The organism is Terriglobia bacterium, from assembly GCA_020073185.1.
In the GTDB taxonomy this organism is placed as follows: domain Bacteria; phylum Acidobacteriota; class Terriglobia; order Terriglobales; family Acidobacteriaceae; genus JAIQGF01.
In genome coordinates, this window is the sequence record JAIQFT010000020.1 from 37,879 (window position 1) to 54,812 (window position 16,934).

The following is a 16,934-nucleotide window of genomic DNA, read 5'->3' on the forward strand; positions in this document are numbered from 1 at the left end:
CCAGTGCCGCGCAGTTCTGGTATAAAATTGTCGGTCTTATCAGTAGCCAGGCAGTAGCCAGGAGAAAAAATGTCCACAGGCGTCGTCATGTCCGGGCCTGCCGTAAGCAAGGTTCTGGCCAACATCGAAGCGCGCACTGCGAAAATCGGGGTCATCGGCCTCGGCTATGTAGGTCTGCCGCTGGTTCTGCTGTTTTCCGGCGAGAGATTTGCCATCACCGGGTTCGACGTCGATACACGCAAAATAGAGACCCTTACCCAGGGCGGCTCCTACATCGTGCGCATCGAGCCCCGGCAGATCCAGGCGGCCCGCGAACGCGGCTTCACCCCGACCTGCGATTTTTCGCGGATCGCTGACATGGATGCCGTGATCATCTGCGTGCCCACACCGCTGGACGAATTCCGCCAGCCCGACATGAGCTACATCGTCAGGACGGCAGAATCCATCGCGCCCCACGTGCACGCCGGCCAGCTTGTCATCCTCGAGAGCACCACCTATCCCGGCACCACGGAAGAAGTGCTGGTCCCCATTCTGGAGAAAGGCAACCCGCATGGCTTGCAAGCCGCCCGCAATGGCCGATCCGGTGACGACGTTTTTTACGTTGCCTTCTCCCCGGAGCGCGAGGATCCCGGCCGTACCGATGTCGAGCGCCACGATATTCCCAAGGTCATCGGCGGGGTCGACGCCACGGGCGGTGAACTGGCTGCCGCGGTTTATGGCACGATTTTCCGGCACACCGTGCGCGTCTCCACGCCGGCCGTCGCCGAGATGACCAAGCTGCTGGAGAACATCTATCGCTGCGTGAATATTGCGATGGTGAACGAGCTCAAACTGCTGTGCCTGCGCATGGGAGTGGACATCTGGGAAGTGATCGAAGCCGCAAAGACAAAACCGTTTGGCTTCCAGGCGTTTTATCCCGGTCCCGGGCTCGGCGGACACTGTATTCCGGTGGACCCGTATTACCTTTCGTGGAAAGCAAGGGAGTTCGACTTCCAGACCCGCTTTATCGAACTCGCCGGCGACATCAATACCGCCATGCCGTACCACGTTGTCGCATCCGTTACCTCGGCCCTCAACGGCCAAAAGAAGGCGCTCAACGGCGCCAAGGTTTTAGTGCTCGGCGTCGCTTACAAGAAGGACATCGACGATCTGCGCGAGTCGCCGTCGCTGACGATCATCGAGCTGTTGCAGCGCGAGGGCGCAGCCGTCTCCTACAACGACCCTTACTTCGCTTTCGTGGGCAAAGGGCGCAAGTACGACCTGCAAATGAAAAACACGCCCTTGGAAAATCTCGGGCTGTACGATTGCGTGCTGATCGTGACCAACCACTCCGACTACGACTATGCGCGCATTGTCCGCGAATCGAAGCTCGTGGTCGACACCCGTAACGCGACGCACGGTATCGATGCGCCCAACGTAGTTCGCTGCTAGCGCACGACAACTAACATGGCCCTTTACCTGATCACCGGAATCGCCGGCTTCATCGGATCGTCGCTTGCGCACGCCTTGCTGGATCGTGGCGAGCGCGTGCGCGGCATTGATAATCTCAGTACCGGCAAAGCCGAAAACATTGCTCCCATGGCCTCGCGAATCGAGATGATCGAGGCCGACATCAACGACGCCGCCGCGGTGGCCGCTGCCTGTCGCGGGGTGGACTATGTTCTCCACCAAGCGGCCATTCCTTCCGTGCCCCGCTCCGTGCAAGATCCGGCCGAGAGCAACCGCGCCAACGTCGATGGCACACTCAGCCTGCTCATTGCCGCCCGCGATGCCAAGGTGAAGCGGGTGGTGTACGCATCGTCATCCTCGCTGTACGGCGATGCGCCGACGCTGCCCAAGCATGAAGGCATGCTCCCCAGCCCGATTTCGCCCTACGCCGTTGCTAAGCTCACGGGCGAGTACTACCTGACATGTTTCTCCCGTGTGTACGGTCTGGAAGCCCTTTCACTCCGCTACTTCAACGTCTTCGGACCGCGCCAGGATCCGACCTCGCAGTACTCCGGCGTGCTGGCCAAGTTTATTTCCAGCATGCTGCGTGGCGATCAGCCGGTCATATACGGGGACGGCGAACAAAGCCGCGATTTCACCTTCATCGAGAACGTCGTGAACGCCAACCTCCTGGCCTGTGCGGCGCCGGCCTCGCAAGTTGTCGGGCGAGCCTTCAATGCCGCCACCGGCCGCCGCATCACTCTGAACCAGACTTACGCCATTCTGCAGAAGCTGACTGGGTACAGTGGTCCACCCAAGTATGAGCCGGAGCGCACCGGCGACATCAAGCATTCCCTGGCCGATATTTCTCTGGCGGAGAAACACCTCGGGTACAAGCCTGCCGTGACCTTCGAACTGGGGTTGTCGAAGACGGTGGATTGGTATCGCTCCAGCGTGGGTGCATCGGAGAGCCGGCGCGGCTGACTCGCACGCTTTCCTGACCTCTGCAATTACTCTGCGCCTGCCGTCGTCCTAACGGCGGACGACTGGACGTCGGGCCGGCCCACGCTGTAGTAAAGAAACCCATGGGCTGCCATCACCGCCGGGTCATACAAGTTGCGCCCATCCACAACAATCGGATAACCCAAAGCCGCGTGAATGCGGTCCAGATCGAGGCCGGCAAACTCGGCCCAATCGGTCAGAATCAGCAGCGCATCGGCGCCGGTGGCTGCTTCATAGGGCGAGGAAGCGAAGGTTACGCCCGAGGCCGGTAGCGTCTCACCGGCGCGCTGCATGCCGGCCGGATCGTAGACGCGGACTTCCGATCCTTCCTTCAGCAACATCTCGACGACGGCGATGGCGGGTGATTCGCGCACATCGTCAGTCCCGCCCTTGAAGGATAGGCCGAGCACCGCCAGTCGCTTTCCCCGCAACGTCCAGAGCGCCCTTCGCACCTTGCGCAGAAAACGATGGCGCTGGTCTTCGTTGATGTTGATGACCTCGTCGAGCAGGCGAAAGTCGTATCCACATTCGCGGGCAACGGCGCGGAAGGCCGCCAAGTCCTTCGGGAAGCACGAGCCGCCGTAGCCAATGCCGGGATTGAGAAAACGCGGGCCAATGCGCTCATCCGCGCCAATGCCGTTACACACCTGGCGAACATCGGCGCCCACCGATTCGCAGATGTTGGCCACCGCGTTGATGAACGAGATCTTCATCGCCAGAAATGCGTTACAGGCGTGCTTGATCAGTTCCGCGCTCTTGGCGCTGGTCTCGATGAGCGCCGGCGGTATGTGCGCGCCCTCGGGCCTCGGGATCGCTGGACCCGCCTGGTAATAACTGCCGCTGGTAAGAGGGCAATAGATTTCGCGCAGCAGCGCCGTCGAACGCACGTTGTCGGCGCCCACCACGATCCGGTCCGGATACAGGAAGTCGGTGACGGCCGTGCCTTCGCGGAGAAACTCGGGATTCGAAGCGACGTCGAACGAATCCGCCGATGCTCCGTTGAGCAGCATGACCTTGCGAATCCAGTCGTGCGTAAATACGGGAACCGTGCTCTTCTCCACGATCAGCTTGTAACCCTTCATAGCGCGGGCCAGTTCCCGGGCGACCGATTCCACGTAGGAAAGGTCGGCGTAACCATCGCCGCCTTGCGGCGTGCCGACGGCAATAAAGATGGCGTCACTGCCGGCAACGGCGTCGGGCAACGAACTGCAAAACGCAATGCGCTTGCCGCCATGCCGGGCCAAGAGTTCGGGTAAGTGTTCTTCGTGGATGGGCACCTCGCCACGCTGGAGCATGGCGGTCTTGCTGGCGTCGTTATCGACAGAAATGACGTCATGGCCCATGTCGGCAAAACACGCCGCCGCCACCAACCCGACATAGCCCGAACCAACAACCGTAATCTTCATTCCACACTCCGGCGCAGCTACTCCCCCGCCGGCAACATCGGCGCCAACCGCGGCTGGCGTTTTCGGGGGCACAAACTTGGGGACAATTAGAGTACCACGCATGGCCACGCTGCTCGCAGCCCGGAAATCGCCGTTATGGGCAGCAGTTCGTGCAACAATGATGAAAATTACTCTGTAGAATCGAAAAGATCTTTCGATCTCTTACATGTCAACTTACAGCCTAATCTTCCCTGCTTTCAATGAGGGCCGCAGGCTGGCCGCGACCCTCGACAAAGTGTTGAGCTATGTCTCGCAGCAGCACTGGAAAGCGGAGATCATCGTCGTCGATGACGGCTCCAGCGATGGCACCGCCGAGATCGTGCGGCAATTCGCGCTGAATAATCCGCGCGTGCGGCTCCTGCAGAACCCGGGAAACCACGGCAAAGGTTACAGCGTTCGAAACGGGATGTTGAAAGCTGAGGGAGACGTGCTGCTATTTAGTGATGCGGACCTATCCTCTCCGATCTCCGAGGCTCCCAAGCTGCTGGCGGCTATCGAGGGTGGCGCTGATGTCGCCATCGGATCTCGCTGGGTCGATCCGAAGTTGCAGACGGAACGGCAGCCGGTTCTGCGGCAAATCTTCGGCCGCACCTACAACCTGCTGCTCCGCCTTGTTCTGGGGCTGAATTACAGAGATACCCAGTGCGGCTTCAAGGCATTCACCCGCCGAGCGGCCCGCCAGATTTTCTCCGCCCAGCGCATCGATCACTGGGGGTTCGACGCCGAACTGCTGTACCTGGCCAGAATCTATGGGCTGCGGATCGCCGAAATCCCGGTGGAGTGGGCGCATGTCGGACATTCCAAGATCAACCCAGTGCCGGACGGCTTGCGCATGTTTGGGGAAATGATCAGCATCCGGTGGAATGGAATTACGGGTAAGTATGCCAACCCTGCGGCGACGCAGGCTGCGGCGCGTTAGTCTGCGGCCGCCTAACGCAGAAGAGTGGCTTCGCTTTCTCGTGGGGATGGTGTCACGACCGTCCGCGCTTGCACCTTCTCAAAAGTTGCGATCCAGGACAGGGGCGGCAGCGGGACCCACGTATCCAGCCGGCGCAGGACGGGCGCAGCCCAGTTGACGAACTTCACCTGCAGCAGGCTGAAGCGTTCTCGGCGGAGGACACGCCCTGCGAACCACCACGGAACACTGCAGGCGCGGTTGAAGGGTACGATGGACGCGCATCGCATGCCGGCTTTCTCCGCCAAGCGATGAAGCTGATCTCGGGTGTAACGCCGGCGGTGACCGAGGCTGCGATCAATCGCGCCAAACAGCGCGGGGGCATTCGGCACCAGGGCAACGATGCGCCCATCCTCGCGGATGCTGTCCCCGATGCCACGGAGCACCGCGACGTCGTCGTCCACGTGCTCCAGCACATTTTGGCAGATGACGGTGTGAAACCTGCGCCCGGCGGGAAGCGATGCGGGATCGGCGGGGTCAATCTGCGAGGCCTCCAGATACGGACGGGTGACGGTCAGCTTGCGCAGTTCGCGCACGAAGAGCGGGTTCGCATCGCAAGCGCAGTATAGCGTCCGGGGAATCAACTGCACGGTCAGGCTGCCCATGCCGGCGCCAATCTCCAGCACATCGGAGCCGAGGTGGGGACGCAGCCGGCTCGCCAGCCAGGAGGCATACTTTGGCGCACGGCCCAGCCGCACCGAAACCTCGCTGCCGTACTGATCGGGTTGGCAGATGCGATCGGAGACCTTGAACCGGGCAATCGCAAACAGCGCTCCCAGGCCATCCTTCCAGCCGATCTTTTTCCCTTCTTGATACGTTCTGCCGGAGTAGCTGATGGGAACTTCGAAGATATGCGCGCCACGTTTGGCCAGCTTGATGGTCAGTTCCGGCTCGATACGAAAATCATTGCTCACCAGCGGAATCGTCTTCAGCAAGTCGGTGCGGACCATCTTGTAACAGGTTTCTATGTCGGTGAGGTTTAGGTCGCTGGCCAGATCGCACAAGAACGTCAGCACGTGATTGCCGATGGAGTGCTTGAAGAGCAGGGCGCGCTTGAATCCCCCGGCCATGAAACGGGAACCGAATACCGCGTCGGCATTTTCGTGCAGAAACAGTGGCAGCATCTGCAGGAGGTCGCGCGGGTGGTACTCGAGATCGGCATCATGGATGACCGAGAGTTCGCACTCGGCATGTTCGAGGGCGGTGCGTACGGCCGCTCCCTTGCCCTGATTGCGCTCATGGCGCAAGAAATGCCAATCCAACTTGCCCGAGGGGTCGGCGGGAAGGTTCTGCTGAAAGCGCTGCAGCACCACTGCGGATTCGTCGCGCGAACAGTCGTCAACCACGATGACCTGAATCCGACTGAGCAGGGGCGACTCGGCCAAGATCAGCAGCCTTCGCAGGCTTGCCTCCACCAGGTACTGTTCGTTATACACAGGGACAAAGATCGAGAGACTGGTCCGCGGGCCGGAACCGTTCTGAGGACTTCCGAGGAACAGAGATTTGGCATCAGGTGTCATCGGCCTGCAAATTGAAAGTATTGTACCGGCAAAGGCAGTTCTAATCCGGTGGCGACACCGGTTCTCTGCGAGTTTGTCGAGCTCGGGTGACCGGGAACAGCACGCCTCGCGTGGTTCTTTCTCCCGCAAAAGGCCCGTGAAAAATGCCCTCGCCTCTGCGAGGGCATAGCCTAAGGCTGGTGGTCTTTCACCTCGACGACGGCGGAATGGCCATTCTTGTTCAGGCCGGCATTCGCCGATTGAAAAACACAAGCCGGATGCGCGCGCGGCCGTAGCTCAGAATCGGCTGGCAGCAATGATCGCGGCGATTCGTTCGGCCGCGTGTCCGTCCCACAGCGGCGGGATTGCAGCACGTTTTTTCGGACCGTTCAGAACCTCGTAAGCCGTGGACCGAATTCTTTCGACGCTGCGTCCGACAAGATGGTTCGTGCCCAGATCGATGGTGATGGGACGTTCCGTGTTCTCGCGTACCGTGATGCAGGGCACGCCCAGGTAGGTGGTTTCTTCCTGAATGCCGCCGGAGTCGGTAATGACCAGCGCGGCACGGGTTTGCGACCCGAGAAATTCGATGTAAGGCAGCGGATCGATCATGCGCACGCCATCGGGCTGAAGACCGGCATCCGCAAGGTTCTTCCGCGTCCTCGGGTGAACCGGAAAAACAACTGGCACGTCTTTGGCGATTTCGCACAGGGTGGCGATCACTTTCGCCAGCCAGGGCAGATCGTCAACGTTTGAAGGCCGGTGCAACGTGACCAGAACGAACTGCTCGGGCAGATCCTTGGGGATCTGCTGCCGCGCCACCGGCAGCATGCGAACCAGGGTATCAATCATTACGTTGCCGACCAGGTGCACCTTTTCCGGCGCGACCCCTTCGCGGGCAAGATTTTCATTGCCGTCCCGGGATGGCGTGAACAGAAGGTCCGCGACTTGGTCCGTCAGCAAGCGGTTGACTTCTTCCGGCATGGTGCGATCGAACGACCGCAGTCCGGCCTCAACATGCCCGACTTTGACCAGTAACTTGGCACAGACCAGGGCCGCCGCGACGGTCGAGTTCACGTCTCCGTAAACGAGCACCAAATCCGGTTTTCGCTCCACTACGACCGGCTCGAAGCGGCTGATGATCTCCGCTGTCTGCTGGGCGTGTGAACCCGAACCGACCTGTAGATTGACATCCGGCGCCGGGATCGCCAATTGCTGGAAAAACACGTCCGACATGTTGGCGTCGTAATGCTGGCCGGTGTGAACGATGGTTTGACGGACGGATGAGTGTTCGCCCAAGGCGCGAACCACGGGCGCCGCCTTCATGAAGTTGGGGCGCGCTCCCACGACGTGCAGTATGTGCATGACTGGTCGTTTCCCTGTGCTTCCTAATCTGTATGGCCCGCCGCTGAGCCCACCCGTTGATCGCGGCAGCAACTCGCCAGCGCGGCCACGACACGGTCCTGATCGGCTTCGCTCATCTGGTGGTACAACGGCAGAATAATGGTTTCATCCTGGGCGCGCTCGCTGTTGACCAGGCGCTCGCAACGGCCGCCCCGGCAGGCGCAGCGACCCTCGCCGGAACCGCACGACCAGGGTTCCTGGTCGTAGGCGGGTTCACGATGCGCGCACATGACCCCGCGTCGAGTGGATACGCCGGAGTCCAGCATGGCCTGCATGACTTGCCGCTGATCCACGCCCTGCGGCAGGCGAACGCAGTACGACTGCCAGTTTGTACGCGCCCACGCCGGCTCCGCCGGTGGCGTGATGCCCGGAATGCCGGCCAACAGCTCGGCGTAACGCTGCGCCAACTCACGACGGCGGGCGATCATGCCGGAGAGCCGCCGGAGTTGCCCACGTCCGACCGCCCCCTGGATGTCCGTCATGCGATAGTTGTATCCCAGTTCGTCATAGGATTCGTAGACCACCTGCGCGGATCCGTGGCGCACCGTGTCCGGCACCGACATTCCGTGCTGGCGCCACAGCCGGAATTGGCGATCCCAGGCGGCATTGGCGGTCGTCAGCATACCGCCGTCGCCGGTGGTGACCAGCTTGCGCGGATGAAATGAGAAGCAGGCAATGTCGCCGTGTGGCCGTCCGATCTTCTCCCACTTCCCTTCCCACACGATCTCGCTGCCGATGGCGCACGCGGCGTCTTCGATCACCGGTAAGCCGTGCCTGCGCGCAATGGCGACAATCGCCGCCAGCTCGCAGGGCATGCCGATCTGGTGGACGCAGAGGATGGCCCTCGTTCGGGGCGTGATCACCTGCTCGATGAGGGCGGGGTCCATGCTGAAACTGACAGGATCGATGTCCACGAACACCGGCAGCGCGCCGCAGTAGCGGACCACGTTGGCGGTCGCGATGAAGGAATGGCTGACGGTGATCACCTCGTCGCCGGGGCCGATGCCCACAGCCTTGAGCGCCAGGTGAAGCGCCGTCGTCCCGCTGGAGACCGCGCACGCGTGGGCGGCGCCCACCACATCGCAGAATTCGCGCTCGAAAGCGGCTACCTGCGGGCCCTGCGTTACCCATCCGCCGCGAATGACATCGGCAGCCGCTTCCGCTTCCTCGCCTCCGAGCAACGGCCTGGCTACTGGGACTTGTGCCTCGGTTTTGGCTCGCTGGTCAGGCACGCCAATTCCGACGTATTTCAGGCCCGCACCGAGAACCTCTTCCTCATTCCAGAAGTTACGCCCATCGCAGATGACGCGCACGCCAGCCGTTGCCAGGGACTCGAAATTCATGCTGCCGTACTGTGGGTGCGCAGTGTTCAGAATCGCAATTTCGGGAGCGGGCCGCTCCTTGAAACTTCCCGGTTGGAATCCCAGGCGGCGCATCTCCTCATCGCTATAGAGAGGATCGTGGAGTCGGACGTCGGCCCCGTGCCTCACCAGGGCGTCGCGGATCAGAAATGCCGGCGAGAACAGGTGCTCCTTGACCGACGGCCGGAATGCAAGCCCGAGGATCAGCGCCTTTCTCCCTGACAACGTCCCCAATTCACGAGCCACGCGCCTGACCGCGTGCTCCGCCTGCTCGTCATTGATCAGGCGGCTGCGATAACCGAGCACCAGCGGAACTCCGCGCCGCTCTCCATCACGGATGAGAAAGTACGGATACACCGGAGTGCAATGTCCGCCGACGCCGATGCCGGGTCGCAGCAACATCGCCTCGCCGTCGGTGTTGGCGGCTTGGCGTACGGGCTCGAAGCTCACCCCGGCAGCTTCGGCATAGCGCGCCAACTCATTCGCCAGGGCGATATTCACATCGCGATACGCCATGCCGGCCAGCTTGACGAACTCAGCAGCCTCCAGCGCCCCGACGTTCGTCACCTCAGTGCCTAGATACTGCCCGTAGAAAGCGGCGCCGCGCTCTGCCGAAGCCGTGTTGATGCCACCCACCACCTTCGGCGTTTTCGTCAGGTGGTCGAGGACGAGTTGGCTCTTTACGCGCTCGGGCGAGTACACGACGTCAAAATCGTGGCCGGCGCGAAGTCCGCTGCGCTCCAGGATAGGAACAAAGTGACGTCGCGTGGATCCCAGCGGAACTGTCGTTTCATAAGAAACCATGGTGCCTGGGCGGAGCTGCGCGGCGATTTGCCCGGACACAGAACACAAAATTGACAGGTCCGCATCTAGCTCTGGCGTGAGCAACGCAGGGACGATCACGACCACGACATCGCTTTCCGCTACCGAGCGAGCGGTGTCGGTGGTTGCGACCAGAGCGCGGCGCTCGACGGCAGCGCACAAAAGCTCCGCGACTCCCGGCTCGTCAATCGGGCAGCGGCCGGCGTTGATGGCGTCAACGACCTCCTGGCGGACATCGCAGGCCAGCACCGCTGCGCCTCGCGCGGCGAACTGGCAGGCCAGCGGCAGGCCCATCTTGCCGGCGCCGATGACGGCAACTTTCATCGCACTGCTCCCTTAGCCTTGGAAAACCACTGCAACGTCGAGTTCAGTCCCTGCTCCAAATCTACCTTGGGCTCATAGCCGAGTATGGTGCGAGCGCGCTCGATAACAGGGACGCGGGCGCGCACCTCGGCACGGCTCACGGCTTCAAACTCAATGGACGTTCCCGGCACGAGGCGCGCTATCCGGCGCGCCAACCCGAGCGTGGTCTCGATTTCACGCGGGTTGCCGATATTGAACACCCCCGTGGAGTGTTCGCGAACCTGCAGGATGCGCTCAATTGCATCCACCATGTCGCTGACGTAGCACCACGCCCGAACCGGCGAACCGTCGCCATAAACCTTCAGCGGTTTGCCCTCCAGGGCGGCACGACAGAAGTTGCTGATCGCTCCCTCGCCCGTCTGGCGCGGACCATAGATGTTGAACGGACGCACCACCGTGGCCGTAAAGCCGTGCGCCTCTCCATAACACAACGAGAAGTGTTCGGTGGCAAGTTTGCTGGTGGCGTAAACCCAACGGCGTTCGGATGAAGCGCCGATGCCGCATGGCATCTCTTCCGTGACCCACATGGCATCCGCTCCGAAAATTTCGCTTGTAGAAAAATCGACGAAGTGGGCGATGCCGCGGCGCGCAGCCTCATCCAGCACATTCACCGTACCTAGAATATTTACCTGCAACGTCTTCAGCGATTCCTGGTAGTAGCTCGACACACCGGCAATGGCCGCCAGGTGAAGCACGACATCAATGCCGCCATCGAAAGCGCCGGCGACCGAAGATTTGTCGAGCGTGTCGCCGGAGATGAACTTAATGCACGGGTGGGTACGAAGATGCGGTGCCAGCGAGAGCGAGTCCCGCCGTCCGTTATCAAACAGGATGACTTCTTTGGCCTGCCCGGAAAAACGCTCCGCCAGGTGCGTGCCGATGAAGCCCGCCCCGCCGGTGATCAGAATTCGACTTTGATCAATGCCCATGATCGCGTTCTGTCTCTCGTGCCGCCCGACGCGCTACTTGTGCTCAGCGGCGCAGGCGGCACTCGCCTCCTCCGCCCCTTCGACCGGCTCTGCTTGCGATGCCAGCGCCCGCAGCGTCACCGTCGAGCCTGCGCAGCAGAGCCCGGTGATACTAGTCGATAGCAACACCCAGGCATGAAGAACCAGCGTAAGCGCCAAAGCGATTGCGGCGCCCACGCCGGTGAGAGCGATGGCGGCCGAGGAAAAAAACTCGTAGGTGCCAAGCGCCCCCGGTGCTGCCGGTATCATCAGCGCCAGCCCAAGCACCGCGCATACCATGAGGCCGGCTGCGAGCGACATGGGAACGTGCATCGCCCAAGCTAAGCCGCACACCAGGCCCGCTTCCGTTGTCCAGATGGCTGCCGTGATGGCCAGCAAAACGGTCATGTCGCGCATCGAAGCGACCGCATGCAAGCCTTCCGCGAACGAGCTGCCCAGGTGCGCAATTCTCTCGCCCAACGCGGCGAATCCGGCCGCGCGAAACCTTCGTTCCACCCACCCGAGAAGCCACGGTGACCGATAGCGCAGCACGATAACGACCGCCAACGCGCCGCCAAAAATGATGGCCGCGGCAATCTCCAGTCGCGCCATCCACTGCGGCGGCGTCAAGAAGCGAAACGACAATAGGACAACTGCCAGCAGCGCCAGCCCGTCCAGAATCTTCTCGACCCCGAGCGTTGCCAGGGCGAGCGTCCCGCCGGCTAGCGATGTCTTGCGGGATACCAGTACGCACCGGGCCAGATCGCCGCCGCGCCCCGGCACAAAATTGTTCAACGCGTTGCCCACCGCCAGCGTCTGAAAACATACCCAAAAGCCCGGTCTGGCATGAGGTGGAAAAATCCGCTGCCAGCGCCATGCGCGCAGCGGGTAATTGAGCAACGTCATGCCGACCGGAAGCAGCAGGTAGCGGCCATCCAGGTCGCGCAAGCGGAACCAGGTCTGCCGCAGATCGGCATTGCGCAGCGCCAGCCACAGAAATAGGGCGCTGACGATCAACCCCAGGACCAGCGCGCGTGTTTTCCTGCTCCTTGCCACCGCCGGGCGTCCCTATCGCTCCTCGCGAACGCTACCCGCGAGGGCACTCCGCGCCCGGGCCATTTCCGCCGTGGTTGCTTCGACCAGATAACGCGGACGCTGCCGCGATTCGTCCAGCGCGCGCCATAAATATTCGCCCAACACCCCCAGCATGACCATTTGCACGCCGCCAATCACCAGCACCACGATCATCAGCGAGGCCCAGCCCGAGACGGGGTTTCCGTGCAGGGCGTAGACCAGAACGTAGGCGGCATACAGCAAGCCCAACACCGCCACCGCAAACCCGACGTACGACATGGCGCGTATGGGGGCGTAGGTAAAGGACGTGACGGAGTCCACCACCAGCTTCAGCTTTTTCTTCAGCGTCCAACCCGACCGGCCGTGCAGACGCGCCTGCTTGTCGTACAGAATCGAGCCCTGCCGAAATCCCATCCACGTCAGCAGCGCGACGATGCTGACGTTGGCTTCACGGAACTGCAGGAAGGCGTCAATGACGCAGCGGTCGAGAAGCATGAAATCGGCGCCGCTGGCCGGCATTTCGCGGATTCCGACAATGTGACGCATGAGCCAGAGGTATAGGCGGGAGAAACCGATGGTCGTGACCGTCTCGCCTTCTCGCCGGCGGCGCACCGCCCAAACCACTTGATCGCCCTCGCGCCACCGCGACAGCAGATCGGGAATCACCTCCGGCGGATCCTGCAGATCGGAAGCCATGATGACGGCGGCCTGTCCGCGGCAGCCGTGCAGGCCGCAGGTGATCGCCATATGGGAACCGAAATTTCGTGCCAGCCGCACCGCGCGCACGCGAGCGTCGGCGGCGCTCAGGCGGCCGAGGACGGCAAACGTGTCGTCGGCGGAATGGTCGTCAACCACCACCCACTCCCAGTCGAGCTTCGCTGCGTCCAGCGCCTGCACCAACCGCTCGTACATGACGGGCACGTTCGCCGATTCGTTGTAGGCCGGCGTAACCACCGAGAGTACGGGCCGCTCCTCCTCGGGAGTATTCGCGTAATCGGCGAAATTGAAAGATTTGGACATCACAGCTCAGTCGCAGTACGTACCGGCTTCACCTATTTCGGTACTTCCCCGGCATATCCTTCGCGCCACCGCACGAAACGCGCGGGCACGCCGGCGACGATAGCGAACTCAGCTACGTCGCGGGTAACGACGGCCCCCGCTCCCACGATGCTTCCCTTCCCCACGGTGACTCCGGGAAGCAGGACGGCATTGGTACCGATATCGGCCCACGCTCCCACCCTGACCGGCCGGATAACCAGGTCGGTCTTAATCACCGGCTGGTCGTGGGGAATGCCGGTATGCTCCGAACCCAGCACCTTCGCCCCCGGCCCCCAGCCGACATAGTCTTCCAAGACCAAATCGCGAGCGTCGAAATAACTCTGCGGCCCGATCCAAACATGATTGCCAATGACGCAGCGGCCGTCGAACCGTCCTTGAATGTAGGCCTGGGCGCCGATGAATACGTTATCGCCCAACTCAAAGGTTTCCAGGTGCTGAAAGCCAACCCCAGGCCCGATGCGCACTCCATTGCCGATCCGTCGGGCTATGGCCCGCCACAGCACTCGGCGCATGCGCAAATCGAAGTCGGTATCACCCTGCGCAAAGCGGTTGTACAACTCCAGCAGGGCTTCGTGGCTTGAGCTGTTCCTGAGGTGCTCCGCGAATTCCTGCTCAAATGGCGGGTCCGGTTGGACTTCCTGCCGGCCGTGGACCGCGCGGACCACCCGCGCCTCGGTCTCAGAGCTTGGCGACACTGGCGAACCTCCGTGAAGCGACCGCCGCCACTACCTCCTGCATTTGCGCCTCCGTCATTTCCGGAAAGATGGGCAACGACAATACTTCCCGAGCGGCCGCTTCGGCGTGCGGAAAGTCGCCCGGGCCATAGCCGAGATCGGAATATGCCGGCTGCCTGTGCACGGGAATCGGATAGTGGATCCCGGTCTGCACGCCGGCGGCTTGGAGTGTCCGTTGCAGTTCGTCACGTTCGGCGCTTCGTACGGTATAGACGTGATAGACGTGGCGCACCCCGGACACCTCGGCAGGAGTGCGCACGCCGCTGCCGGCCAGCAACTGGTGATACCGGCGGGCATGCGCGCGGCGCGCCTCTGTCCACCCCTCCAGATAGCGCAACTTCACGCCCAGAATCGCTCCCTGGAACCCTTCCATGCGGTAGTTGTAGCCCTTCAATTGGTGCTGGTACTTCTTCTCCGCGCCCCAGTCGCGCAACATGCGGATGGTGCGCGCGTATTCGGGATTGCTGGTGGTCACCGCGCCGCCTTCGCCGTAGGCGCCAAGGTTCTTGCCGGGATAAAAGCTGAAGCAACCCATCGCGCCGATGCTGCCCACGCGCCTGCCTTTGTATTCGGCCCCATGCGCCTGGGCGGCGTCTTCGATCACGATCAGCTTGTGGCGCCTGGCTATTTCCATGATCGGGTCCATGTCGGCGGGTTGACCGTACAGATGAACCGGAATGATGGCCTTGGTTCGCGGCGAGATGGCCCGCTCGATCTGGGCAGGATCAAGGTTGAAGCTTTTCGGGTCGATATCCGCCAGCACCGGACGCGCACCCGTGTACAGGATTGCCGCCACCGTCGCCACAAAGGTGAACGGGGTGGTGATGACTTCGTCGCCGGCGCCGATACCTGCCGCCAGCAGCGAGAGGTGCAGGGCGCTGGTGCCGGTATTCACGGCAATCGCCTGTTCCGTGCTGCAGTAGCGCGCAAAGTCCTTTTCGAAGGCCGCGACAGCTTCGCCCAGCACGAACTGCGAACTCTCCAGGATGCGGGCGACGGCAGCATCGATCTCCGGTTTGATGCTGTGATATTGCGCCTTCAAATCTAGGAACGGGACCAAACCGCAGCTCCTTTCGCGCCCGTCAGTTCCACCGGGCGCCCGCGCTCTTTCATGGATTGGCTGGCGGCTTCCAGGACCTGCACCACGCGCAATCCGGCTTCGCCATCCGTCGTGGGCTTCTGTTTGTGCTCGATGCAGTGCAGCAGGTGTTGGACTTCGGTCTGCAGGGCTTCGGTGGCGGGCAGATTCGGCGCCCACATGTCGCCGGTCCGATACCCGATCAGCATCTGGTAAAAGCTCTCCAGGTTGTTCGTGACCGTGATTCCCTTGTCGTACACCTTAACCTTTTCCGTGGCTTCCAGATCGTCGTACACGATCATCTTCTGGCTGCCGCCGATCAGCGTCTTGCGGACCTTTACCGGGGACAGCCAGTTGAGGTGCAGATGCGCAATCACGTTCTCGGCGAAGAATAGCGTCACGTACGCGATGTTCTCCGGCTTCCCCGGCACGTTGCTGATGCCGGTTGCCGACACGGCGATCGGCCGCGCGTCCACGACGTAATCCAGAATTGCCAGGTCGTGCACCGCAAGGTCCCAGATGACATTGACATCATGCTGGAAGAGCCCCAGATTCACGCGCACGGAATCGTAGTAGTAAACATCGCCCAGGGCGCCGGCGGCCACCAGTTCACGGATTTTGCCCACCGCACTGGTGTACACGAAGGTGTGATCCACCATGAGCGTCAGCCTGCGGCGATCGGCTTCCTCAATTAGTTGTTCGCCTTGTTCGGAATTTGCCGCCAGCGGCTTCTCCAACAGCACGTGCTTGCCGGCGCGCAGCGCCTGCATGGCCAGCTCGAAGTGCGTGGACACCGGGGTAGCGATCGCCACCAGGTCGACGCCGGGATCGTTGATCAGCTCCCGATGATCGACCGTGGTGCCGATGCTGGGATAGCGAGCCGCGGCGCGGGCAACACGATCAGGCCTCAGATCGCTGACCACTGCGACCCGACAGCCCGGCGCTTCAAAAAAATTCCTGACGAGGTTCGGCCCCCAGTATCCGTACCCGATTAAGCCGACCTGAATCACAGTCGCCCTTTCAGCGCTCCACGCGGCAGCAAGACAAAAGCTTGGGGTTGCGTACTTAAACCGAGGCGCCCGCTTTCGCCCGTAGTCGTGCCGGGACGCCCGCCACCACCGCGCCGTCCGGAACGTCGCGAGTAACGACAGCGCCGGCGCCTACCATCGCTCCCGCGCCTACGGTGATGCCACACAGAACGACTGCGCCGCTCCCGATGGAAGCGCCGCGCTTAACGCGCGTTGGCACCACTCTCCAATCAACCTCGGTCTGCAACTGCCCGCCCGCTGTCGCCCGCGGTTGCTTGTCGTTAATGAACACAACTCCGTGGCCGATGAAGCATTCGTCTTCGACGGTTACCCCCTCGCAAATAAATGTATGGGAAGAGATTTTACACCGGCGTCCGATGAACGCATTCTTCTGGATCTCCACGAATGCGCCGATCTTCGTCTCATCTCCAATCGTGCAACCGTACAAATTCACCAGCGTCGGTTGAAAGACGCGAACATCCTTGCCCATCACCACGTCGCTGCTGATCGGCATTCGGATGCACTCCTAAGTCAAGGTAACGGTCGTGAGCCTGAGAACCCGGCTGGTCATCGCCTTGGTGTAGCCCCACGCGACAGGCTACGAGGCTGGATCGTCACCCGTCAGGCGCGACCTCGTTAAGAGGGTAAGTCCATCGACATCGTCCCACAATATGAGACGCGGCTCTGAACATTACTTTATCAGGATTTTCGAGGGTAGTGAGACGCAGCAAGCTC

The 16,934-nt window shown here is 61.8% G+C and carries 14 protein-coding genes; 3 read left to right on the top strand and 11 right to left on the bottom strand.

The annotated features are described in order from the left end of the window. The first annotated feature begins 69 nt into the window (after positions 1 to 69). Together LAN64_09365 and LAN64_09370 are read left to right on the top strand one after the other, a co-directional pair. Positions 70 to 1,431 carry a nucleotide sugar dehydrogenase gene (locus tag LAN64_09365; GenBank protein ID MBZ5568044.1) on the top strand — a complete coding sequence of 454 codons (1,362 nt, stop codon included), beginning with the start codon at positions 70 to 72 and terminating at the stop codon, positions 1,429 to 1,431. Positions 1,432 to 1,446: 15 nt separating this feature from the next. Continuing rightward, entirely contained in the window at positions 1,447 to 2,412 is a 966-nt protein-coding gene (locus tag LAN64_09370) for an SDR family oxidoreductase (protein ID MBZ5568045.1), read from the top strand. 26 nt (positions 2,413 to 2,438) lie between these two features. On the opposite strand, the gene LAN64_09375 is transcribed toward LAN64_09370, so the two are convergent. Further along, positions 2,439 to 3,836 carry a UDP-glucose/GDP-mannose dehydrogenase family protein gene (locus tag LAN64_09375; protein ID MBZ5568046.1) on the bottom strand — a complete coding sequence of 466 codons (1,398 nt, stop codon included), beginning with the start codon at positions 3,834 to 3,836 and terminating at the stop codon, positions 2,439 to 2,441. 196 nt (positions 3,837 to 4,032) lie between these two features. On the opposite strand from LAN64_09375, the gene LAN64_09380 reads away from it, so the two are divergent. Further along, on the top strand, positions 4,033 to 4,794 hold the full coding sequence (locus tag LAN64_09380; protein MBZ5568047.1) for a glycosyltransferase family 2 protein: 762 nt from the start codon (positions 4,033 to 4,035) through the stop codon (positions 4,792 to 4,794). 11 nt (positions 4,795 to 4,805) lie between these two features. On the opposite strand, the gene LAN64_09385 is transcribed toward LAN64_09380, so the two are convergent. The 10 genes from LAN64_09385 to LAN64_09430 all read right to left on the bottom strand — a co-directional run bounded on the left by LAN64_09385 (position 4,806) and on the right by LAN64_09430 (position 16,713). Beyond that, a complete protein-coding gene (locus LAN64_09385) occupies positions 4,806 to 6,350 on the bottom strand; it encodes a glycosyltransferase (GenBank protein ID MBZ5568048.1) in 1,545 nt (514 codons plus the stop codon). A 276-nt stretch (positions 6,351 to 6,626) separates the two neighbouring features. After that, positions 6,627 to 7,694, bottom strand: a complete 1,068-nt coding sequence (gene wecB, locus LAN64_09390) for a UDP-N-acetylglucosamine 2-epimerase (non-hydrolyzing) (protein MBZ5568049.1) — start codon at positions 7,692 to 7,694, stop codon at positions 6,627 to 6,629. A gap of 23 nt (positions 7,695 to 7,717) precedes the next feature. After that, a complete protein-coding gene (locus LAN64_09395; protein ID MBZ5568050.1) occupies positions 7,718 to 9,076 on the bottom strand; it encodes a DegT/DnrJ/EryC1/StrS family aminotransferase in 1,359 nt (452 codons plus the stop codon). A 1,160-nt stretch (positions 9,077 to 10,236) separates the two neighbouring features. Beyond that, positions 10,237 to 11,202 (bottom strand): NAD-dependent epimerase/dehydratase family protein, encoded by a 966-nt coding sequence (locus LAN64_09400; GenBank protein MBZ5568051.1) that lies wholly within the window; start codon positions 11,200 to 11,202, stop codon positions 10,237 to 10,239. Between the two features lie 39 nt (positions 11,203 to 11,241). Beyond that, positions 11,242 to 12,282 carry a flippase-like domain-containing protein gene (locus LAN64_09405; protein MBZ5568052.1) on the bottom strand — a complete coding sequence of 347 codons (1,041 nt, stop codon included), beginning with the start codon at positions 12,280 to 12,282 and terminating at the stop codon, positions 11,242 to 11,244. 12 nt (positions 12,283 to 12,294) lie between these two features. After that, on the bottom strand, positions 12,295 to 13,320 hold the full coding sequence (locus tag LAN64_09410; GenBank protein ID MBZ5568053.1) for a glycosyltransferase family 2 protein: 1,026 nt from the start codon (positions 13,318 to 13,320) through the stop codon (positions 12,295 to 12,297). A gap of 32 nt (positions 13,321 to 13,352) precedes the next feature. After that, entirely contained in the window at positions 13,353 to 14,054 is a 702-nt protein-coding gene (locus LAN64_09415) for an acyltransferase (protein MBZ5568054.1), read from the bottom strand. Further along, positions 14,038 to 15,153 (bottom strand): DegT/DnrJ/EryC1/StrS family aminotransferase, encoded by a 1,116-nt coding sequence (locus LAN64_09420; GenBank protein ID MBZ5568055.1) that lies wholly within the window; start codon positions 15,151 to 15,153, stop codon positions 14,038 to 14,040. Before LAN64_09420 ends, LAN64_09415 begins: the two co-directional genes overlap by 17 nt. Continuing rightward, entirely contained in the window at positions 15,138 to 16,181 is a 1,044-nt protein-coding gene (locus tag LAN64_09425; GenBank protein ID MBZ5568056.1) for a Gfo/Idh/MocA family oxidoreductase, read from the bottom strand. The genes LAN64_09420 and LAN64_09425 overlap by 16 nt, the downstream gene beginning before the upstream one ends. A gap of 55 nt (positions 16,182 to 16,236) precedes the next feature. Continuing rightward, the gene (locus LAN64_09430) at positions 16,237 to 16,713 is read right to left on the bottom strand and encodes an N-acetyltransferase (protein MBZ5568057.1); all 477 of its coding nucleotides are present in this window, start codon (positions 16,711 to 16,713) and stop codon (positions 16,237 to 16,239) included. Between the last annotated feature and the right edge of the window lie 221 nt (positions 16,714 to 16,934).